General features: G+C 72.7%; 11 protein-coding genes. 2 read left to right on the forward strand and 9 right to left on the reverse strand.

From position 1 onward, the window contains the following. Positions 1–19 precede the first annotated feature (19 nt). Entirely contained in the window at positions 20–826 is an 807-nt protein-coding gene (locus tag BMG523DRAFT_RS10990) for a cobalt-precorrin-6A reductase (protein ID WP_011435961.1), read from the forward strand. Positions 827–878: 52 nt separating this feature from the next. Here BMG523DRAFT_RS10990 and BMG523DRAFT_RS10995 read toward each other — a convergent pair whose 3' ends face one another. From BMG523DRAFT_RS10995 to BMG523DRAFT_RS11005, 3 genes are read right to left on the reverse strand one after another with little or no spacing between them, the layout of a single operon-like run. Then, positions 879–2,459: a precorrin-2 C(20)-methyltransferase gene (locus BMG523DRAFT_RS10995; RefSeq protein ID WP_023840482.1), complete on the reverse strand. Its 1,581-nt coding sequence runs from the start codon at positions 2,457–2,459 to the stop codon at positions 879–881. Beyond that, positions 2,459–3,118, reverse strand: a complete 660-nt coding sequence (locus tag BMG523DRAFT_RS11000; RefSeq protein ID WP_051623831.1) for a precorrin-8X methylmutase — start codon at positions 3,116–3,118, stop codon at positions 2,459–2,461. Before BMG523DRAFT_RS11000 ends, BMG523DRAFT_RS10995 begins: the two co-directional genes overlap by 1 nt. Further along, positions 3,115–4,515 carry a nitrite reductase gene (locus tag BMG523DRAFT_RS11005; RefSeq protein ID WP_043591071.1) on the reverse strand — a complete coding sequence of 467 codons (1,401 nt, stop codon included), beginning with the start codon at positions 4,513–4,515 and terminating at the stop codon, positions 3,115–3,117. Before BMG523DRAFT_RS11005 ends, BMG523DRAFT_RS11000 begins: the two co-directional genes overlap by 4 nt. Positions 4,516–4,759: 244 nt before the next feature. On the opposite strand from BMG523DRAFT_RS11005, the gene cobN reads away from it, so the two are divergent. After that, positions 4,760–8,743, forward strand: a complete 3,984-nt coding sequence (cobN, locus tag BMG523DRAFT_RS11010; RefSeq protein WP_235463067.1) for a cobaltochelatase subunit CobN — start codon at positions 4,760–4,762, stop codon at positions 8,741–8,743. 185 nt (positions 8,744–8,928) lie between these two features. On the opposite strand, the gene BMG523DRAFT_RS11015 is transcribed toward cobN, so the two are convergent. The 6 genes from BMG523DRAFT_RS11015 to BMG523DRAFT_RS11040 form a co-directional block, all read right to left on the reverse strand. Beyond that, positions 8,929–9,906, reverse strand: a complete 978-nt coding sequence (locus tag BMG523DRAFT_RS11015; protein ID WP_011435956.1) for an aldo/keto reductase — start codon at positions 9,904–9,906, stop codon at positions 8,929–8,931. Further along, on the reverse strand, positions 9,906–10,466 hold the full coding sequence (locus tag BMG523DRAFT_RS11020; RefSeq protein WP_235463071.1) for a MerR family transcriptional regulator: 561 nt from the start codon (positions 10,464–10,466) through the stop codon (positions 9,906–9,908). The genes BMG523DRAFT_RS11015 and BMG523DRAFT_RS11020 overlap by 1 nt, the downstream gene beginning before the upstream one ends. Before the next feature lie 144 nt (positions 10,467–10,610). Then, complete coding sequence (locus tag BMG523DRAFT_RS11025; RefSeq protein WP_043591073.1) at positions 10,611–12,902, reverse strand: HEXXH motif domain-containing protein; 2,292 nt, start codon at positions 12,900–12,902, stop codon at positions 10,611–10,613. Between the two features lie 130 nt (positions 12,903–13,032). After that, a complete protein-coding gene (locus BMG523DRAFT_RS11030) occupies positions 13,033–14,100 on the reverse strand; it encodes a hypothetical protein (protein ID WP_043591074.1) in 1,068 nt (355 codons plus the stop codon). A gap of 123 nt (positions 14,101–14,223) precedes the next feature. Then, a complete protein-coding gene (fxsT, locus tag BMG523DRAFT_RS11035; RefSeq protein ID WP_051623840.1) occupies positions 14,224–18,177 on the reverse strand; it encodes an FxSxx-COOH system tetratricopeptide repeat protein in 3,954 nt (1,317 codons plus the stop codon). Continuing rightward, on the reverse strand, positions 18,170–19,021 hold the full coding sequence (locus BMG523DRAFT_RS11040) for a hypothetical protein (RefSeq protein ID WP_035910626.1): 852 nt from the start codon (positions 19,019–19,021) through the stop codon (positions 18,170–18,172). Before BMG523DRAFT_RS11040 ends, fxsT begins: the two co-directional genes overlap by 8 nt. Between the last annotated feature and the right edge of the window lie 55 nt (positions 19,022–19,076).

Below are 19,076 nucleotides of genomic sequence, written 5' to 3' on the forward strand. Positions count from 1 at the left end.
CGGGCGCCCCCGGGGCTCGGTGACCGGGGCACGCCGCCTGCTGCTGCTCGGCGGAACCGGGGAGGCGCGCCGCCTGGCGACCAGGCTCGGCTCCCCGGATCCCGCCGGCACGGAACGCATCGAGATCGTCTACTCGTTGGCCGGTCGAGTCCGCGAGCCTGCGCTGCCACCGTCTTGCCAAATCCGGATCGGCGGCTTCGGCGGGGCGGCGGGCCTGGCCGACTACCTGCGGGCCGAACGGATCGATGCGGTGGTCGACGCGACCCACCCGTTCGCCGCGACGATGACCACGCACGCCGCACAGGCCGCGCGCGCCACCGGCGTTCCGCTGCTCGTCCTGCGCCGGTCGAGCTGGCGCGAGCAGCCCGGCGACGACTGGCGCCGGGTCCCGTCGCTGGCCGGCGCGGTCGCCCTGCTCGACCGGTTCGTCCTACCCGGACCGCGCCCGCATTCCGATCCAGCCCCACGGGTGTTCCTGACCACCGGGCGAACCGACCTCGCCCTGTTCGCCGGCCTGCACCGGCCCTGGTTCCTGGCCCGGTCGGTCGAGCCGCCGACCGGCCCGGTACCGCCACGACTGACCGTCATCCTCGATCGTGGGCCGTTCGACGTCGCCGGGGAGACCGCCCTGCTGCGCCGGCACCGCGTCGACGTCCTCGTGACCAAGAACAGTGGCGGAACGATGACCGCGGCGAAGCTCGCCGCCGCCCGGGACCTCGGTCTGCCGGTCGTCATGGTCGACCGCCCGCCGCTGCCACCCGGGGTGGCCGCGGTCGACGATGTCGACGCCGCCGTGGCCTGGGTCGCACCACCATGGCCCAGGTGACCGGGGCCCAGGTGACCGGGGCCCAGGTGACCGGAGGCTAGGTGACCGGAGGCTAGGTGACCGGGTAACGACGTGGGGTGAACACGAGGTCCCGGCCGGGGCCACGGCGCACCACCCGGGTCGTCGACGAGCCGATGAGCAGCAGGCAGCGCATGTCGACCTCGGCCGGGTCGAACGCACCGAGGCTCGTCACGGTGATGCTCTCGGTGGGACCGCCGACATCCCGGCCGATAACCACCACCGTGTCCGAGGGGCGGTGTTCGAGCAGCACCTCGTGGGCCCGCTCCAGCTGATGGCGACGGGTACGGGAAGCCGGGTTGTACAGCGCCAGGACGAAGTCGCCCGCGGCCGCCGCCCGCAGCCGCCGCTCGATGACCTCCCACGGCTTGAGTCGGTCGGACAGCGACAGCACGCAGAAGTCGTGGCCGAGTGGCGCCCCGACCCGGCTCGCCACCGCCTGCGCGGCGGTCAGCCCGGGCACGACCCGCACCTCGACGCCCGCGAACCGCTCCGCCGCCGCGGCCTCGACGACGGCCGTGGCCATCGCGAAGACCCCGGGATCACCGGAGGAGACCACGGCGACGTTCGCGCCGCCGGCCGCCAGTTCGAGGGCGAGCTCGGCGCGCTCGGCCTCGACGGTGTTCCCCGAGGCGTGCCGGCGCTGGCGTGGATCGACCGGCACCCGGTCGAGGTAGGGGCCGTAGCCGATGAGGTCGTCGGCGGCGGCCAGCGCCTCGGCGGCCTGCGGCGTCAACCAGCCCGCGGCGCCCGGTCCGAGGCCCACCACGACGACCTCCCCCGCGCCGGGCGTGCCGCCGGTACCAACGGCGCCAGCCTTACCAACGGTGGGCGCCGTTGGTACCCAGCCCGCCTGCGACGCGCGCAGCGGCGCCGGATCGTCCGGCCCCCGGACCGGGCTCGGCAGTACCGCGAGCGAGAAGTACGGCACCGTGGCCGGGTCTACCGCACCGAGCGGGGCGATGCGCTGGCCGGAGGTGGTGGCCCGTTCCACGTACCAGGTGTCCGCGAGACGTCCCGCGGCGGTGAAGGCGTCCCGGACCCCCGGGAAGGTCCGTCCCATCTTGAGCACGACGGCGGTGTCCGTGCCGGCGATACGCTCGGCGAGGACCGTCGGCGGCAGCGTGCCCGGCAGCACGGTGAGGACTTCGTTGCCCTCGACCAGCGGCCGGCCGAGCACCGCGCACCCCGCCGACAGGGACGTCACCCCCGGCACGACCTCGGTCGGGTACCGGTCGGCGAGGCGCCGGTGCAGGTGGATGAACGAGCCGTAGAAGAACGGGTCACCCTCGCTGAGGACCACGACGTCCCGGCCGGCGTCGAGGTGGACGGCCAGCCGCTTGGCGCAGTCCTCGTAGAACTCGTCGATCGCGCCGCGGTAGCCACCGGGGTGGGAGGTCGTCTCGGTGGTGACCGGGTAGACCAGCGCCTCCTCGATCTGGTCGCCGCGCAGCTGGCTCGCGGCGACCGACCGGGCGATGCTGCGGCCGTGCCGGGCGCTGTGGTAGGCGATCACGTCGGCGTCACGGATCAGGCGGGCCGCCTTGAGGGTGACGAGCTCGGGATCCCCCGGTCCAACCCCGACTCCCCACAGCCGGCCCTTCGACGGCACCATTAATCCTCCTCGCTCGCGATCGCGTTGACCGCGGCGACCGCCATCGCGCTGCCGCCCCGCCGACCGTGCACGACGAGATACTCCAACCGGGCCGGATCATCCACGAGGGCCTGCTTGGACTCCGCGGCGCCGATGAACCCCACGGGCACGCCGAGCACCGCCGCCGGTCGCCCGGCTCCGGCCGCGACGAGTTCCAGCAGGCGGAACAGCGCTGTCGGAGCGTTCCCGACCGCCACCACGGAGCCGGCGAGTCGATCCGCCCACAGATCCACCGCCGCGGCGCTGCGGGTGGTGCCCAGCCGCTCGGCGAGCCGCGGCACCCGGGGATCACCGAGCAGGCAGAGAATCTCGTTCGCGGCGGGCAGCCGACGGCGGGTCACACCGGCCGCCACCATCTGCGCGTCACAGAGCACCGGGGCGCCGGCCAGCAACGCCGCGCGCGCCGCCGCGACCACGCCGGGGGTGAAAGCGAGATCGTCGACGAGATCCACCATTCCACAGGAGTGGATCATGCGGACCGCGACCCGGGCGACGTCACCGGGCAGTCGATCGAGACGCGCCTCGGCCCGGATCGTCGCGAACGACCGACGGTAGATCTCCGCGCCGTCGCGAACGTAGTCGTAACGTTGCACACCGCTCATGTCTGATGCGCCGTTCATGCCAGCCTCCTCGCCGACCTGACGGCCGCGGCCAGGTCCCGGTGACCGTCGACGGGGCTCGACGACACGACCGTCGCCTCACCGCCATCCGCTCCGACGGATGCGACGGCGGCGGCTCCGAGACCCGTCCGACGGATCCGGTAGCCGGACCCGGTCGCCACAACCTCCACCACCCGTCCTCCCGGTTGCCCGCAGCGCCGCTCGCAACCCGACCAGTGCACCGGCGCGAGGGCCGGGCCAACCGGGACGGGTGGGAGGGCTCGCGGCCTCCCGGCCGGGTGCGTCGGCGCCGACGGGTCGTCAGCTCGGATCCGCACGGACACCGCCGCGTCGCGGCGGACATCCGCCAACGCCCGGGCGCATCCCGGCCGACCGGCACAGCTCGTCACGCCGACCCAGGATGATGCCGGATCGACGACCAGGCCCGCGTCCGCCGCCGCCCTCGACCACCGGGTAGCCTCGGCCGGGTCGAGATCGCGGAGCACGACGGACCGCCACGGCGTCACAACCAGGACGCCGTCTTCGGCATCGCCCGCTCCGCCAGCACCGTCACCACCACCGGCCGCCGCGGCGGCGGTGAGCAGGTCGAGCTGGTCGGCGCTCAGCCGCCCCAGGGGGACGAGCACGGTCAACGCCCGGCGGCCATCACGCTGCGGATGCGGACCGGGCCACGCGCCGGCCCGAACGGTGGCGCTCCCAGCAGCCTGAGCGATTCCAGCGGCCTGGACGATCCCAACGACCCCGGCCTCGGTCGCGGCAGCCGCGAGCAGGCCGTCCTGTCCGCCCGGTCCGCCCGGCAACTCGGCGATCCGCCAGGCCGTCGCGGCGAGGAGCGCGGGTACGGCGACGTGGACGGGCAACCGCAGCGCGCGGGTCGCGCCCGCGACGGCCAGCAGCATCTCCCCGGAAGGCAGGGCGCGCAGCGCGAGGTCCGCGGGCAGCCCGGCCAGGTCCCCGCTGCCGTCGTCGACGGCGAACAGCAGCCGGCCGGGCAGCGCGGCGAGAGCCGGATCCGCGCACAGCCGGCGGTCCAGCTCGGCGACGACCGGCGCGATGTCCCGGCAGCCGGCCTCGCCGCGTCCGGACAGCGGCGAGCCCACGATGTTGCGGACCCGCTCGTGCGTCGTCGAGGGCAGCAGGCCAACCGCGCTCACCCGGGCGGCGAGCTCCTCGGCCGTGCCGTCGGCCAGGCCGCGTAGCTGCACGTTCGCCCGGGAGGTGAGCTCAAGGTGGCCGTCGGCGAACTCCCGCGCGCAGCCGGCGAGGGTCTTCGCCGCGGCGGCGGTCAGCCGGCCCCCGGGCAGCCGCAGCCGCGCGAGCGCGCCGTCCGCGGCCGGATGCGTCGTCAGCACACCGGGGCAGGCGTCGCGGACACGCTCCCGCGGACTGGTGGGCACCGGCGGAGCATACGTGCCGGACTCGGGCGATGCCGGTTGATCGTTTCTTTGTCACGACGACAGCGGAGTGCTTGACAACACCGCCCACCTCTCTGCGATCGTGACGGGGCCACGAGCGGCGAACGGCGAGGAAGTCCGGTGCGAATCCGGTGCGAATCCGGTGCGGTCCCGCCACCGTCACCGGGGAGTGCGCCCCAGGCACGGCCACCGACGCGGGGCGTGGACCCCCGGGAAAGGCATCACCATGTCGCCTGTGCAGACTCCTCCCACCGATCCGTCCGACGACCCTTCCGACGATCCGTCGACCGCGTTCGCCCGCGAAGCCGGGGAGACACCAGGAGCCGGGGAGACGGAGGTTGACGCGGTCGTCCTGCTGCTGTCGACGTCCGACACCGACCTACTCTCCGCGCGGGCGAGCGGAGCCAGCTACCGCCTCGCCAACCCGGCCCGGCTCTCCGTCGCCGATCTCCCGGCGCTGACCAGCGGTGCCGATGCGGTCGTGGTGCGCATCCTCGGCGGCCGGCGGACCTGGGAGGAGGGGCTCGACACGCTGCTCGCCGGCCCGCGCCCGGTGGTCGTGCTCGGTGGCGAACAGACCCCGGACGCGGAGCTCATGGCCGTCTCCACGGTGCCCGGCGGCATCTGTGCCGAGGCACACGCCTACCTAACCCAGGGCGGTCCGGCCAACCTCGGCGAGCTGCACCGATTCCTCGCCGACACCCTGCTACTGTCCGGTACCGGATTCGCCCCACCGGTGACCATCCCGGCCTGGGGGGTGCTCGACCGGGCCGCGGACGCATCAGCCAGCCGGGACGCATCAGCCACCCCGGACGCATCAGCCAGCCGGGACGTCCCGGACGTCCTCGCGGGGAACGCGGTGCGGCCGGTCGCGGTGCGGCCGGTCATCGGTGTCCTGTACTACCGCGCGCACCACGTCGCCGGGAACATCGCGTTCGTCGAGGCACTCTGTGCCGCGGTCGAGCGTGCCGGCGGGGATCCGCTGCCGGTGTACTGCGCGTCGCTGCGCGCCGCCGAACCCGAGTTGCTCGCCACCCTCGGGCGGGCGGACGCGCTGATCGTCACCGTGCTCGCCGCGGGTGGCAGCCAGCCGGCGCACTCCTGCGCCGGAGGCGACGACGAGGCGTGGGACGTCGGCGCGCTGGCCGCGCTGGACATCCCGATCCTGCAGGGACTGTGCCTGACCAGCGGCCGGGCGACGTGGGCGGAGTCGGACGACGGGCTGTCCCCGCTGGACGCGGCGACACAGGTGGCGATCCCCGAGTTCGACGGGCGCCTGATCACCGTGCCGTTCTCCTTCAAGGAGATCGATGCGGATGGGCTGACAAGCTACGTCGCCGACACCGAACGCGCCGACCGGGTGGCCGGCATCGCCGTCGCGCACGGCCGGCTGCGGCACGTCCCACCGGCCGAACGCCGGGTGGCGCTCATGCTCTCGGCCTACCCGACGAAGCACTCCCGGATCGGCAACGCGGTGGGCCTCGACACCCCGGCGAGCGTCGTGCGCCTGCTGCGGGCGATGCGCGCGGCTGGATACGACATCGGGCCCGACGACGGCCCGGACGCGCTGCCGGGGGTCACGGCCGAGGACGGTGACGCCCTGATCCACGCGATCATCGCCGCGGGCGGGCAGGATCCGGCCTGGCTGACCGAGGAGCAGCTCGCCGGCAACCCGGTCCGGATCAGCGCGGCGCGGTACCGGGCGTGGTTCGACACCCTGCCCGCCGACCTGCGGGAGAGCGTCGAACGGCATTGGGGGCCCGCGCCCGGCGAGCTGTACGTCGACCGGTCCGCGAATCCGGACGGGGAGATCGTGCTCGCCGCGCTGCAGGCCGGCAACATCGTGCTGTTGGTCCAGCCGCCACGCGGCTTCGGGGAGAACCCGGTCGCCATTTATCACGATCCCGGCCTGCCGCCGAGCCACCACTACCTCGCCGCCTACCGGTGGCTCGCCGGCGGCTCCGGCGGCTCCGATAGTTCCGGCGGCTTCGGCGCGCACGCCGTCGTCCATCTGGGTAAGCACGGGACGCTGGAGTGGCTGCCCGGCAAGACCGTGGGCATGTCCGCGTCCTGTCCGACCGACGCGGCGATCGGCAACCTGCCGTTGATCTACCCGTTCCTCGTCAACGACCCGGGCGAGGGCACGCAGGCGAAGCGCCGGGCGCACGCGACCCTGGTCGATCACCTGGTTCCGCCGATGGCCCGCGCGGAGAGCTACGGCGACCTGGCCCGCCTGGAACAGCTGCTCGACGAGCACGCCACCATCGCCGCCATGGATCCGGCGAAGCTGCCGGCCATCCGGGCGCAGATCTGGACGCTGATCCAGGCCGCCCGGCTCGATCACGACCTGGGACTGACCGACCGGCCGCACGACGCCGAGTTCGACGACTTCCTGCTGCACGTCGACGGGTGGCTGTGCGAGGTGAAGGACGCGCAGATCCGCGACGGCCTGCACGTGCTCGGCGAAGCACCGACCGGCGGGGCGCGGATCAACCTGGTGCTCGCGATGCTGCGGGCCCGGCAGATGTGGGGCGGGCGCGTCACCCTGCCGGGGCTGCGGGAGGCCCTCGGGCTCGTCGAGGACGACCGGGCGGCCCGCGGCACGGTCGACGCCGCCGAGGCGACGGCGCTCGCCCTGGTAACGGCGATGGAGGAACGCGCCTGGGACCCGTCGGCCGCATCCGACGTGGTGACGACCGTCCTCGTCCCCCCTCCCTCGCCAGCGACCATCCCCTTGCCCCCCTTGCCTATCCAGAGGGATAAACCGGACACAAAAGCCTCTGGAAAGGCAAGGAAAGTCCACGGCCCGGCAGGCATGGACGCGGACGCGGAGACCGACCCGGTCCGGGAGACGGTGGCGGCCGTGCTGCGGTTCGCCGCCACGGAGATCGTGCCGCGGCTCGCCCGGACCACCGACGAGGTCACCGCCGTGCTGCACGCCCTCGACGGCGGCTACGTCTCGGCCGGTCCCAGCGGCTCGCCGCTGCGGGGTCTGGTCAACGTGCTGCCCACCGGGCGGAACTTCTACTCGGTCGACCCGAAGGCCATCCCCAGCCGGCTCGCCTGGGAGACGGGCCAGGCAATGGCGACCTCCCTGCTCGATCGGTACCGGGCCGACACCGGCACCTGGCCCGAGTCGGTGGGCCTGTCCGCCTGGGGAACCAGCGCGATGCGCACCTCCGGCGACGACGTGGCCGAGGTGCTCGCCCTACTCGGCATCCGTCCGACCTGGGACGAAGCGTCGCGGCGGGTCAGCGGGCTCGAACCGATCGACCTCGCCGAGCTCGGCCGGCCCCGCATCGACGTCACCGTGCGCATCAGCGGCTTCTTCCGGGACGCGTTCCCGTACGTGGTGGCGATGCTCGACGACGCGGTCCGGCTCGCCGCCGGCCTCGACGAGACCGACGAGGACAACTTCGTGCGCGCCCATGCCCGTGCGGACCTCGCCGGGCACGGCGACGAACGGCGGGCCACCCTGCGTATCTTCGGCTCCCGGCCGGGGGCGTACGGCGCCGGGCTGCTGCCTCTGATCGACAGCCGGAACTGGCGCGATGACGCCGACCTCGCCGAGGTATACGCGACGTGGGGCGGCTACGCCTACGGCCGCGGGGTCGACGGCACCCCCGCCCGGGAGGACATGGAGTCGGCCTACCGGCGGATCGCCATCGCCGCGAAGAACGTCGACACCCGCGAGCACGACATCGCCGACTCCGACGACTACTTCCAGTACCACGGCGGCATGGTCGCAACCGTACGCGCGCTGACCGGCCGGGCGCCGGCTGCCTACATTGGCGACAGCACCCGGCCGGAGGCGGTCCGCACCCGAACGCTGTCCGAGGAGACCTCCCGGGTCTTCCGCGCCCGGGTGGTGAACCCGCGGTGGCTCGCGGCGATGCGCCGGCACGGCTACAAGGGGGCGTTCGAGATGGCCGCCACCGTCGACTACCTGTTCGGCTACGATGCCACCGCCGGCGTGGTCGCGGACTGGATGTACGAACGGCTCGCCACAACCTACGCACTGGACCCGGAGAACCAGAAGTTCTTCGCCGAGTCCAACCCCTGGGCGCTGCACGGCATCACCGAACGGCTGCTGGAGGCCGCGGCGCGCGGCCTGTGGGAGCACCCGGAGGCTGCGACCCTCGACGCGCTGCAGGAGCTGTACCTGCGTACCGAGGGCGACCTGGAGGACGGTCCCACCGGCGACGCCTGAGATCGCCGGGTCCGGCCGGTCCGGCCAAGTCGCAGGGCAGCAGGGCCGGCGGGCAGCAGGGCCGGCGGAGGACAGGTGGCGGGCCACCTCACGCGTCACGGCTCCCGTTCTCACGGCTCCCCCGCCACCATCGGGGAATCGGGCGGCGCGGCACCCGCCACCGCGGCGGACTCGACCGGGCCTCGCTATCCGTTGACGGATGACATGTCGGGATAGCGGGGGCCCGCCACGCCCGCCCCCGCCGCACCCAACCGCTCCGCCTCGGCGGCCGTCAACGTGATGCTGGTGGCTGCGACGTTGTACTCCAGGTAGCGGCGCCGCTTCGTGCCGGGGATCGGCACGACGTCGTCGCCCTGGTGGTGCACCCACGCCAGCGCGAGCTGCGCGGGGGTCACGTTCTTCTCCGCGGCAAGCTTCTCGATCTCGGCGAGCACGGCGAGGTTGGCGTCGAAGTTGTCGCCGTGCATCCGCGGCAGGTGCTGGCGGAAGTCGTCGGCGGCGAAGTCCGCGGCCGAGCGGAAGGTGCCGGTCAGGAAGCCACGCCCGAGCGGGCTGTAGGAGATGAACCCGATGCCGAGTTCCCGCAGGGTCGGCAGGATCTCGGCCTCCGGCTCGCGGGACCAGATCGAGTACTCGGTCTGCAGGGCCGTGATCAGGGCGACGGCGTGGGCACGACGGATGGTGGCCGGTGCCGCCTCCGAGAGCCCGAGGTAGCGCACCTTGCCGGCGCTGACCAACTCGGCCATCGCGCCGATGGTATCCTCGATCGGCGTCTTCGGGTCGACCCGGTGCTGGTAGTACAGGTCGATGTGGTCGACGCCGAGGCGACGCAGGGATGCGTCGCAGGCCGAGCGCACGTACTCCGGACGGCCGTTGATCCCCCGCGCCGTCGGGTCGGCGGGGTCACGGATGATGCCGAACTTGGTGGCCAGCACCACCTCGTCCCGGCGGCCGGCGATCGCCCGCCCCACGAGTTCCTCGTTGCGGTACGGGCCGTACATGTCCGCCGTGTCCAGCAGCGTCACCCCGAGGTCGAGCGCCCGGTGGATGGTGGCGACCGACTCGGCGTCGTCGCCAGCGCCGTAGAACTCCGACATTCCCATGCAGCCCAGACCCTGGACGGAGACCTCCAGGCCCTGGCTTCCTAGTGCGACCCTGCGCATCAGCGGACGACCCTCTCCTGGTAGATGTCCTGATAAATGCTGATTTTGACGTTGATGGCGGTGAGGTTGCGCTGCACCTCGTCGAGGCGCGCCAGGACCCGGCGGCGATGCTCGGTCAGCAGGGCGAGACGCTCCGCCTCGTTCCCCTCCCCGGCGCGCACCAGTTCGGCGTAGCGCGCCATCTCCCGGATCGGCATGCCGGTGAGCCGCAGCTTGGTCAGGAACGTGACCCAGCGGACGTCCTCGACGGTGTAGCGCCGATGGCTCGACGAGGCACGGGCGACCGGGTCCCGCATCAGCCCCGCCCGCTCGTAGTACCGCAGCGTGTGCGCGCTGACTCCGGTGGCCGCGGCGGCCTCGGCGATCGTGAGGGTCCCGGCGGCCTCTGGTGCACCCCCCGGACCGACCGCGAACGGATCAACGGACCGGTCGCATCCATCCGGGCGGACCGCCGGGTCCAACCGCGCGCACCAGCCCTGATCCGGCTCCGCCACCATGGCCGGAGACGGCGTCACGGCCGGAGGGGAGGACGTCACCGTGAGCGCCTCGATCGTGGCCATACGAAGACGTTAGGACTTGGAGTGCGCACGAAGTCAACGCGGCCCGCGGAAACTCGCTGTTCCGGATTCGCCGAATGCGTCATCGCGAACGGAGCGGGATGCGGCCGGCGGGACGGCATCCCAGCCGGCATCCCCGCCGTCGGGTTATCGCCGGGCACCGACCGGTAGCGGCCTCGTCTTGAGAGATCGCCACGAGCGATCCGGGTAACCGGGGCCTCCCGCCGCGATCCACCGCGCGAGCGTGCGCGGGTCAGGGGTGGAGCCGGTCAGCTCCCTGATCCGGACGCTCAGGGCCAGCAACGCCTCGGGGTGGTCGAGGTAGAGCCGGCGCTCCAGTCCCCCGGCCCGTCTGGCCAGCACCAGGGCCAGCCCCGCGAACGACTCCGCCCGCCCCGGACGGGCCTGCAGCTCCCGGCGGAACTCCTCGGCCGCGCGGCCGAGGTCTCCGCGCACGTAGAGCAGGTCTCCGAGGGTCGCGTTGACGGGCCAGGCCGCCGGATCGAGCCCGGCAGAACCAGCGAGCCCGGCGAACCGGTCGGGCATGGCGAACCGCAGCGAGGTCAGTGCCTGCCGGGCGTGGCGGTGCGGGCTGTACGGCTCGGTCTGGGGGACGAGGCGGGACGACGGCGCTACCGGCCGTCCGCAGGGCCGACCGGCAGCCCAGTCCCGCGCCCATCTCTCGATGTGGTCGCGGTCGGGCCGGCGGTTACGCAGCCGCCAGACGACGGCGACGTCGCGCAGCACGGTGGCGGCTGTGGTAGTGGCCGCGATCGGCAGGTCGGCGGCGATCCAGACGTCGATCCTGGCGCCCATGGCCGAGACGAACCGGCGGCCCGCCTCGGTGAGCCCGGCCGCATCCCGCAGCACGGGCAGCACCGCCGAGACCGCGTCCCGGCACCAGGCGAACTCGTACGCCGCGCCCAGATCCGACCCGGCGCCGTCCCGGGCCCACCGCCCCGCCCAGAAGGCCGCGATCTGGGCGAAGGCGAAGGCGCCGTGCAGCAGCGGGGCGAGTGGCCGGGGGTCGGGCCGCCAGGGAGCGTAGTGCACGGAGCCGTCGTGCGGGCCGACCAGGGGCGCAAGATCGCTCAGCATCTCCAGTCTGGTGTGCGCCGCCTCATGCACGACGGTGATGGCAAGCCACAGCGCGTCGGTCGGCGGGCTGACCATCAGCGCGCCGAGCGCGTCGATCACGGTGACGCCGGTGCCGGGCCGGTCCGGGACCTCACGCAACGGGACCAGCGCCGACAGGACCGCGGCGGCCTCCTCCGCCCGCACCCCGTCGTCGCCCGCGAGCACACTCCAGGCGCCGTCGAGCAGGCGCTGCCACCGGGCCGCCGCCTCGTCGCAGCGCGCGGCGACGGGCAGGGGAAGCGTGTCCGCGGCCCGGAACGGGTCGGTGTCCTCCAGCGTCAGTGCGATTCGGTGACCGTCGACAGTGCTCGACAGCATGCGCGCCGGAGTCCAGCCGTCACCACCGGCCGGTCCCCACCCGGCGCTGCCACGCAGCGTCACCCGCCGGTCGGACACGTGCGCGACGCCCCAACCGCTCGTGGCCCCCGACCCGACGACGCCCATCGTGGGGATCGACACCAGCCCGTCGATGATCCGCACCGGCACCCGGCACGGCATCCGGGCCCGCAGGGCGGCGGCCACCGCGATCCCACCCACATAACCGAGGCGGTCGAGGTCGGGTCCGGCCGACCCCTGCCAGCACCGCCGCAGGCTGCCGGCGAGCCAGGTCCCGATCGTCGGGTGCAGGAGCAGGTCGTGGACGGCGTCGCGGGCCCGCCGCTGAGCGTCCCCGAGCACCCGCAGCGCCTCATCTACGCAGGTGCGCGTCGCGTCGTCGAGGTCGGCGTTCTCAAGGCCGCGCAGCAACGCCCACAGCATCAGCATCCGTTTGCTGATCTGACCCCGCAGCAGCTCGCGCAGCGGTGCGGCACCCGGCGACCCGCCCGCCACGGCCTCGATGTCCCTCGGGGTGATCCGATGCCGGGCGACGGGTGGGGAGACCACCCGACGGGCGGATCCGGTAGGACGGACGAGCCGCCGAGAGGCGTGGGTCATGGCGCCACCCGACGTCATGGCGCCACCCGACGTCATGGCGCCACCCGACGTCATGGCGCCACCGGACGCGGGCCGTCCGCCCGAACAGGCGGCGACCCCGGGCAGACGCGGCGGCTTCGGGGGGTCGGTGCCGTCCGGCATCTCCCCGAAGGATGTGGTCCTGGGCAGGTAGTCGGTCAGGTCCAGATCCCCGCCCAGGGCCAGAGCTACGTCCCCGGGCAGCGGCCTGCCCGGGTGGCCGATCCAGGCGGCGATCCAGCGCTGCCATTCTCCCGAGGGTGGACCCGCGAGGGAGGCAAGCCGGTCGACGTCGACCTCGCAGAGATCCACCAGACCGGACGGCACGGGCATCAGATCGTGGGCCATGAATGTGGGGCCTCCCCACCAACGGGTACGCGTCGGCGCGACGCGGGGACCTGCTCGACGAAGAATACGCGAGGACATCGACAATGATCCCGTCCATCGACGGGATTCGCCTGGCGTCATCCGGCGCCTTTCAACAGCCGTACGAAGCCGTCAGTCGGCGGACGAGCAGCTGGAAGCGGCGGTCGGCTTCGGACACCCGACGCTGATCCAGGGTGACGCCCATCAGGAACTCGTCACGGCTGAGGCGATGAAAGTACAGCGCACCCTTCTCCACGTCGAGAACGGTGCGGGTCAATCGGCGGTTCAGGACCGATCGCAGCAGACCGTCGAGCAGATCGCTCAGGGCGAGGAACTTGGCGGCGACCTTGACGAGACCCTCCCGGCGGGCCTCCCGGCTCAGACCGACGAAGAATTCGTTGAGGTCGTCGTGGTCCATCAGGTCGGCGGCGCTCACCGTGCCGCCGCGCACCAGGGCCATGTACTGGAGGTCACCGGGCTTCAGGACGCTGACGGCCTGGGCCTGGAACTCCTCCTCCCGCGAGTCCCCGGCGGGTGACCAACGCCGTTTGATCAGCGATGCCCAGGGATTGGCGAACACCGGCGCCGACGGCCTCGGCAACGACACGAATGGATGAGAGCCGGTGTCCGGGCTACCGTCGGCGCGGGTGGGCGACGGAAGGAACGTGCCGTCCCCCCGGTGATAGCCGCCGTAGTTGGGGTCGCCGACCCCCCGGGCCGCCCGGATTTCCGTCGCGGTCCGCGAGAGCGTCAGGTCAGCGGACTCGATGGCGTCCGCGCCGAGGGAGACCCCGACGATGTACTGCCCCTCGTCGACGTCGAAGTAGAGCACCGCCCGGTCCTGCGCGGCGAAGACCGTCCGGATTAGCCGCCCGTTGGCGAGAGCGGCCAGCGAGGTGTTCAGCTCCGTCATCCGGTGGTTCAGCTGCCGGCCGATGATCTCGTAGTCCCGGCGGGCCCGTTCCACCGTGCGTGAACCACGGAAACAGTCGGCCAGCCGCGGATGGTGCAGAAGATCGGCCGACACCGTCGGCAATCCGTGGACGTAGTACTCGAGATACTGGGCACCCGTGACAGCCACCGTCCCGCGGAACTTCTGCCGGATGCCGTTGTATTCGTCGCCGACATGCGGCGCGGTGACGATGCGGGGTTCGACAACATCATCAGGAACAGTCACCATCAGCTCATCCTTCTGCCGCTCCCGGCGGGTGGCGGCCGACGCCGGACCGGAAACCCCGGTCCGGGCGGACCGGCCGCCGGCGGATTGCCACTGTGCACTCGTCGCTCGACCTCATCACGCTACTCAGATGCTGGAGATGTCGATGTCGACTTCTCGATGGCCACGCCCACCGCCGGCCTGCCGGCCGGTGAGGACCGCCAGGTTCTCCCGCATTATCGGGAGGTAGGGATGGCTGCTGTCCAGTGACATTTCGGATTCGCGCAACAGATCCTCGTCCAGCGCCCGGGCCGCCTCGGTCTCGCCGAGGGCCGCCAGGCTCGCGGCGTGGTTCACCCCGGCGGCCAGCGCGAACGGGTGGTGCTGGTAGAGCTCGTCGACCAGCGTGAGGTGGGCCTGCTCGGCCAGTGCGCGGGACTCCGCCAGCCGCCCGTCCGCGCGCAGGTAGATGGACAGATCCGAGCGGCAGATGTTCGTGAACGGATGCTCGGGGCCGTGGAGACGTTCGTACTCCCGCAGGCACGACTCGGCCTCGACGGACGCCCGGTGGTGCTCGCCCAGCGCGTGCAGGTGGCCGGCACGGCTCAGCAGGCAGGCCAGGGTGCCCAGGTCGGACGCCCCGTAGATCTCGGTGTAGCGCTCGAGCGTCTCACCGGCGAGGCGGCTCGCCGCGTCCGGGCTGCCCCGCAGGCGCAGGACGACCGCGAGATGCTTGTTGCAGCGCAGGGTCAGGTGCGTCGTCGCCCCCTCGATGCCGGCGAGGTTGGTCGCGGCCTCCCGCAGCAACCGCTCCGCCTGCTCCAGCTCGCCCAGCTCCCGATGGCAGATCCCGGCCCGCGCCTGCAGCCACCAGAACTGCGAGGTGCCCTCGGCCCCCGCCAGGCGTAGCCGCGCCATGGTGTCCAGGCTCAGGTGGAGCGCCTCGCGGGCCCGCCCGTCCAGGAAGGTGGACAGCGCGAGGTTGCTCGCGGCCATGAGGGTGTCGAGGTGGTTGTCGCCGAGCCGGTCGCGGAAACCGACCAGGGTGCTACTCTCCTCCGCGGCTGCCTCGGCGTACCGGCCGAGCTCCCGGATGTCGATGCCGTAACTCATCGCGGTGATCAATGTGTGGCGATGGAAAATGCCCAGGTGGCGGCGCTGGCGGGCGAGGGTGTCGGTGTTCAGGTCGTACGCCTCCTGGAACCGTCCCAGACCGCGGAGCACCATGGCCAGGTGGGCGGCCATCCGCAGGGTCAGCGGGTCGTCCGCTCCGAACAGGTCGCGCCATCTGCGCAACGCATCCTCGGCGATGCCGCGGCCCAACTCCAGCCGGCCGGACCGCCACATCACATACACCTGGGACACCAGCCACTGCCGAACCTTGGGTGCCGGGCTCTCCATCGCCTCGGAGGCCAGGATCTGACCCTCCAGCATCCGGTAGATCGGCCAGCCCGCGGCGGCCGAGGGCCGCGGAGCGGCCGCGGCGATGTCCGCGAAGATGCCGAGCACCGCCTCGCGGGCGGCGGTCCGCTCGGCGGGCTGCATCCGTTCGACGAGGAGCCGCTGCCAGCGCGCGGCGAGGCGGAACTGACCGTCGGGTACGGTGTCGACTTCGGCCAGCCGGGGCTTGCGGATCTCCGCCCACAGCTCGGGCAGCACGGTCGGGTCGGCGATCGCGTCGTCCCCCACCGCCTCGGCGAGATGGCGCAGCATCACCGGGGATTCCAGCAGGGCGAGCGGCACGCCCTGCGGGGCCAGGAAGGCACACAGTTCCAGCAGCCGGGCCGCCGCCCGCCGGGTCGCGCGGTCGCTGGTGCGCAGGGTCTCGAACGACACCGTCCAGGTTGCCTGCTCGGGTGCGACCCCGGCGAGCTGGGTGAGGTAGGCGTCGACGGCACGATCGTCAACCGGCACTCCCCGCCGGTCCTGGCGAAGCCGCCCGACCGCAGTGCGCAGGCCCGACGGCTGATGCCGTAGCCGCTCGGCGATCGTCGCCAGCCGGTCCTCACCGACCTCGGGCAGCCACCGGCGCAGGAACGCCCGGCTCTCGGCCGGGGTGAACGGGTCCACCCACAACGCGCCGGGTTCACTGTCCCAGGCCGGATCCGCCGAAGTCAGCAGGACATGGCCGTTGCCGGTCGGGACGGGCAACAGCCCGGCCAGCGTCCGCGGGTCGGCGGCGCCGTCGTAGACAAGCAGCCAGCGCGCCGAGGGGTCGCCTTGGCGCAGCGCGTCCAGGGCGACCCGTTCGAGCTGCTCGCTCGGGGAACGCTGCGCGTCCGGGACGTCGCTGCCGGGACGCAGCCGCTCGGCGAGGTCGCGCAGGCCCGCCCGGACCGAGGCGGCGTCACCCGCCGAGATCCAGTGCACGATGTCGTAGTCGGAGTCGAACCGGTGCGCGTACTCGGCCGCGATGGCGCTCTTCCCGACGCCGTCCGGGCCGAGCAGGGGACACAGCCCGCTCGGTCGGCCCCCCGGCAGCAGCCGGTCGCGCAGCTCGTCCAGCACCGCGTGCCGTCCGACGAACGGCTGGGCGAACCTGGCCGGCACCGACCAGAAGCGGGGCCGGCGGGCCGGGTACCGGGGTGCGACCACCCGCAGGTCGTCGAGTCGGGCCCGCGGAACGGGCAGCCCCAGCCCTTCGAGGACCACGACCCCCGCGTCCCGCTCGTTCCGCGCGGGCAGGGAGATGATCTCGGCTCCATGGTAGGCGGAGTCGAGCCGCATCGAACCCACCTCGACGACCACCACCCCCGCCCGCGAGCCGCGCTGGCGGATCCGGGTCTGGATCTGCTCGCGCACCAGGGACTCACCCGGGGTGTCCGGGCCCAGATGCGGTGATCCGATCACGATCAGTGACTCGACGGCGGGGAAGTCGGCGGGGGTCAGCGCCATCGGGGGCAGCGGTCGGATCCGCACCCCGGTGGCTCCCAGCACCGACACCAGCCAGTCCGCCCAGGGCCGGTCCTCGGGCGCCCCAAAGATCGCCACCGACCGCGGAGCGGGCGGTCCGTACTGCTCGAAGTCCCGCAGCACCCGCTCCCGATCCTGTGGCGGGACGGGGCGCGCATCGATCGGGGCGCCGGCAAGCTCTCCGGCGAGCATCCGGTAGGCGGCCTGGACGCCGAGCCGGCTGGCGGGATCCTCCTGGAAGGCCGCCAGGACCTCCTCGTAGGCGTAGACCGCCTTGTAGGGGATCTCCAGGCCGATCAGAAAGCTCCGCTGTGCCTCCGGGTCGGAACCGCACAGGTCGGCCAACACCGGGCGGAAGGCGTGGAACGCCGCGCGGCGGCGCAGTTCCTGCTTGCGCTGCTCGGTGTCCTCGACCCGCATCGGGACGGGCAGCACCCGGATGTCCCGCTTGCTGTTACGGATCTCGCGGGCCACCCCGGCGCCGCCGTCGATGGACTGGTTGTTCAGCGCGAATCCGATGACGACGGTGTCCGGCAGGAGCTGGGTGCAGACGCCGGCCGCGTCCGAGGTGCCGGTCCGGCTGTCGATGAGGACGTAGTCGTAGTCGGCGAACCGCATGCGCTCACGCAGCGCGGCGAAATACGCCCGGCCGTCGGCGTCCTCGAACAGCGTCGACCAGGGCACCGTGGCCACCAGCACCGCGCTCGTGGACGTCTGCCGGCCGGGACCGAGGAAGTCGATCCGTCCGACGCCCGGGAACCCGGGCCACTCGATGGTCTCGATGTTGTGCCGGAAGTCGCCGTGCAGGGCGATGATCTCGCGCACCGCGTCGGCGTCCGGCACGGAGGCCTGCTCCGCGGATGTCGACGGCGGCGCGTCCTGGAGCCGGTCGATCTCCCGGATGAAACCCTGGAGCATCTCGGTGACGCCGTCACTCGAGTCCAGCTCCCTGTTCTGCAGAAACGGGCGGAAATACCGGTGCAGGCCGGGAGACTCCAGATCCCAGTCGACGGTGAGAACCCGCTTACCCGAGGCGGCGAGCAGCCAGGCGACGTTCGCCAGTGCCATCGTGCGCCCCGAACCGCCCTTGTAGGAGTAGAAGGTGATGATCTGCGCCGGCCTGCCGGCGCGCCCGCCCGGCGTGTCGTGACCCGCCGGTTCCGGTGGTTGCCTGGAAAGTTCAGTCATCGTCATCGTCCAGTTCGGCGGCGCCGGCACGACGCAGGATGGGTCGACGGGTGTGCTCGGGATCGGCCATCCGCCATCGACGCTCCCGGCCACCGGCTCGGGCCGGAGCCATGGCCGCCGAAGCCATGGCCGCCGGGGTTGGAGCCGCCGGGGTTGGAGCCGTGCGAACCGTCGAGGCCAGGGGGACCAGGGGAGCCGGCGGGATCAGCAGCGTCGCGGAGCTGCCGGCAGACCAGCGGGTGCCCCGGCCCCGACCGGCCGACACCCAGTCCGTCCGCCCCGACCGCTCGACGAACTCCACGTCACGCGTGGACAGTGCCGGCGGCTCGTCGCCGCGGGCACGCACGATCAGTTCACTGACCCGTTCGGTCAACTGCTGGTACCAGACCGAGGCGGAACCGGTCCGGATCAGCTGCAACGCGCCGCTCGCCGTGTAGCCCGCGCCGAAGTCGCCGACAAGCATCCCCGCCTCCGCGATCTGAGCCGGCACGGGTACCGATCGGATGGACCAGGGAACACCGACCAGCGCCGGAGAGCTCCGACCGGTGAAATGGTGGTGCCACCGCAGCCGTTCCCGGAACAGCGACCACTCCAGCAGGCACTGGTGGTCGGTGAAGTAGGCGTCCGAGTACAGCGCCACCATCACCGGCGCCAGGAGCGCATCGGGATTGGACCGGCCCCCCGTCGCCGGCGAGGACTCCGCCGCGCCGGCCGCCTCGCCAGTGAACACCTCACGATAGCCGAGGCGCTCGTAAACCGCATTCTGTACATCTCCGAAGAAACGTTCGACATAGCTGCTGTCACCGCCGGCGAGCGCGTGATGGACCAGAAAGAACGGTGTCACAGGTCCCCCTCACGCCGTTTTTCGGCGCAGGGCCTCTGCCCTACCATCGCACCCG

It is taken from the genome of Frankia sp. BMG5.23, assembly GCF_000685765.2.
Lineage (GTDB): Bacteria > Actinomycetota > Actinomycetes > Frankiales > Frankiaceae > Frankia > Frankia casuarinae.

Bases quoted from the DNA above. Each gene is read 5' to 3' on its own strand.
- BMG523DRAFT_RS11015 (WP_011435956.1), bottom strand. From the start codon at position 9,906: ATGCGCAGGGTCGCACTAGGAAGCCAGGGCCTGGAGGTCTCCGTCCAG.
- BMG523DRAFT_RS11025 (WP_043591073.1), bottom strand. From the start codon at position 12,902: ATGGCCCACGATCTGATGCCCGTGCCGTCCGGTCTGGTGGATCTCTGC.
- BMG523DRAFT_RS11020 (WP_235463071.1), bottom strand. From the start codon at position 10,466: ATGGCCACGATCGAGGCGCTCACGGTGACGTCCTCCCCTCCGGCCGTG.
- cobN (WP_235463067.1), top strand. From the start codon at position 4,760: ATGTCGCCTGTGCAGACTCCTCCCACCGATCCGTCCGACGACCCTTCC.
- BMG523DRAFT_RS10995 (WP_023840482.1), bottom strand. From the start codon at position 2,459: ATGGTGCCGTCGAAGGGCCGGCTGTGGGGAGTCGGGGTTGGACCGGGG.
- fxsT (WP_051623840.1), bottom strand. From the start codon at position 18,177: ATGACTGAACTTTCCAGGCAACCACCGGAACCGGCGGGTCACGACACG.
- BMG523DRAFT_RS11000 (WP_051623831.1), bottom strand. From the start codon at position 3,118: ATGAACGGCGCATCAGACATGAGCGGTGTGCAACGTTACGACTACGTT.
- BMG523DRAFT_RS11030 (WP_043591074.1), bottom strand. From the start codon at position 14,100: ATGGTGACTGTTCCTGATGATGTTGTCGAACCCCGCATCGTCACCGCG.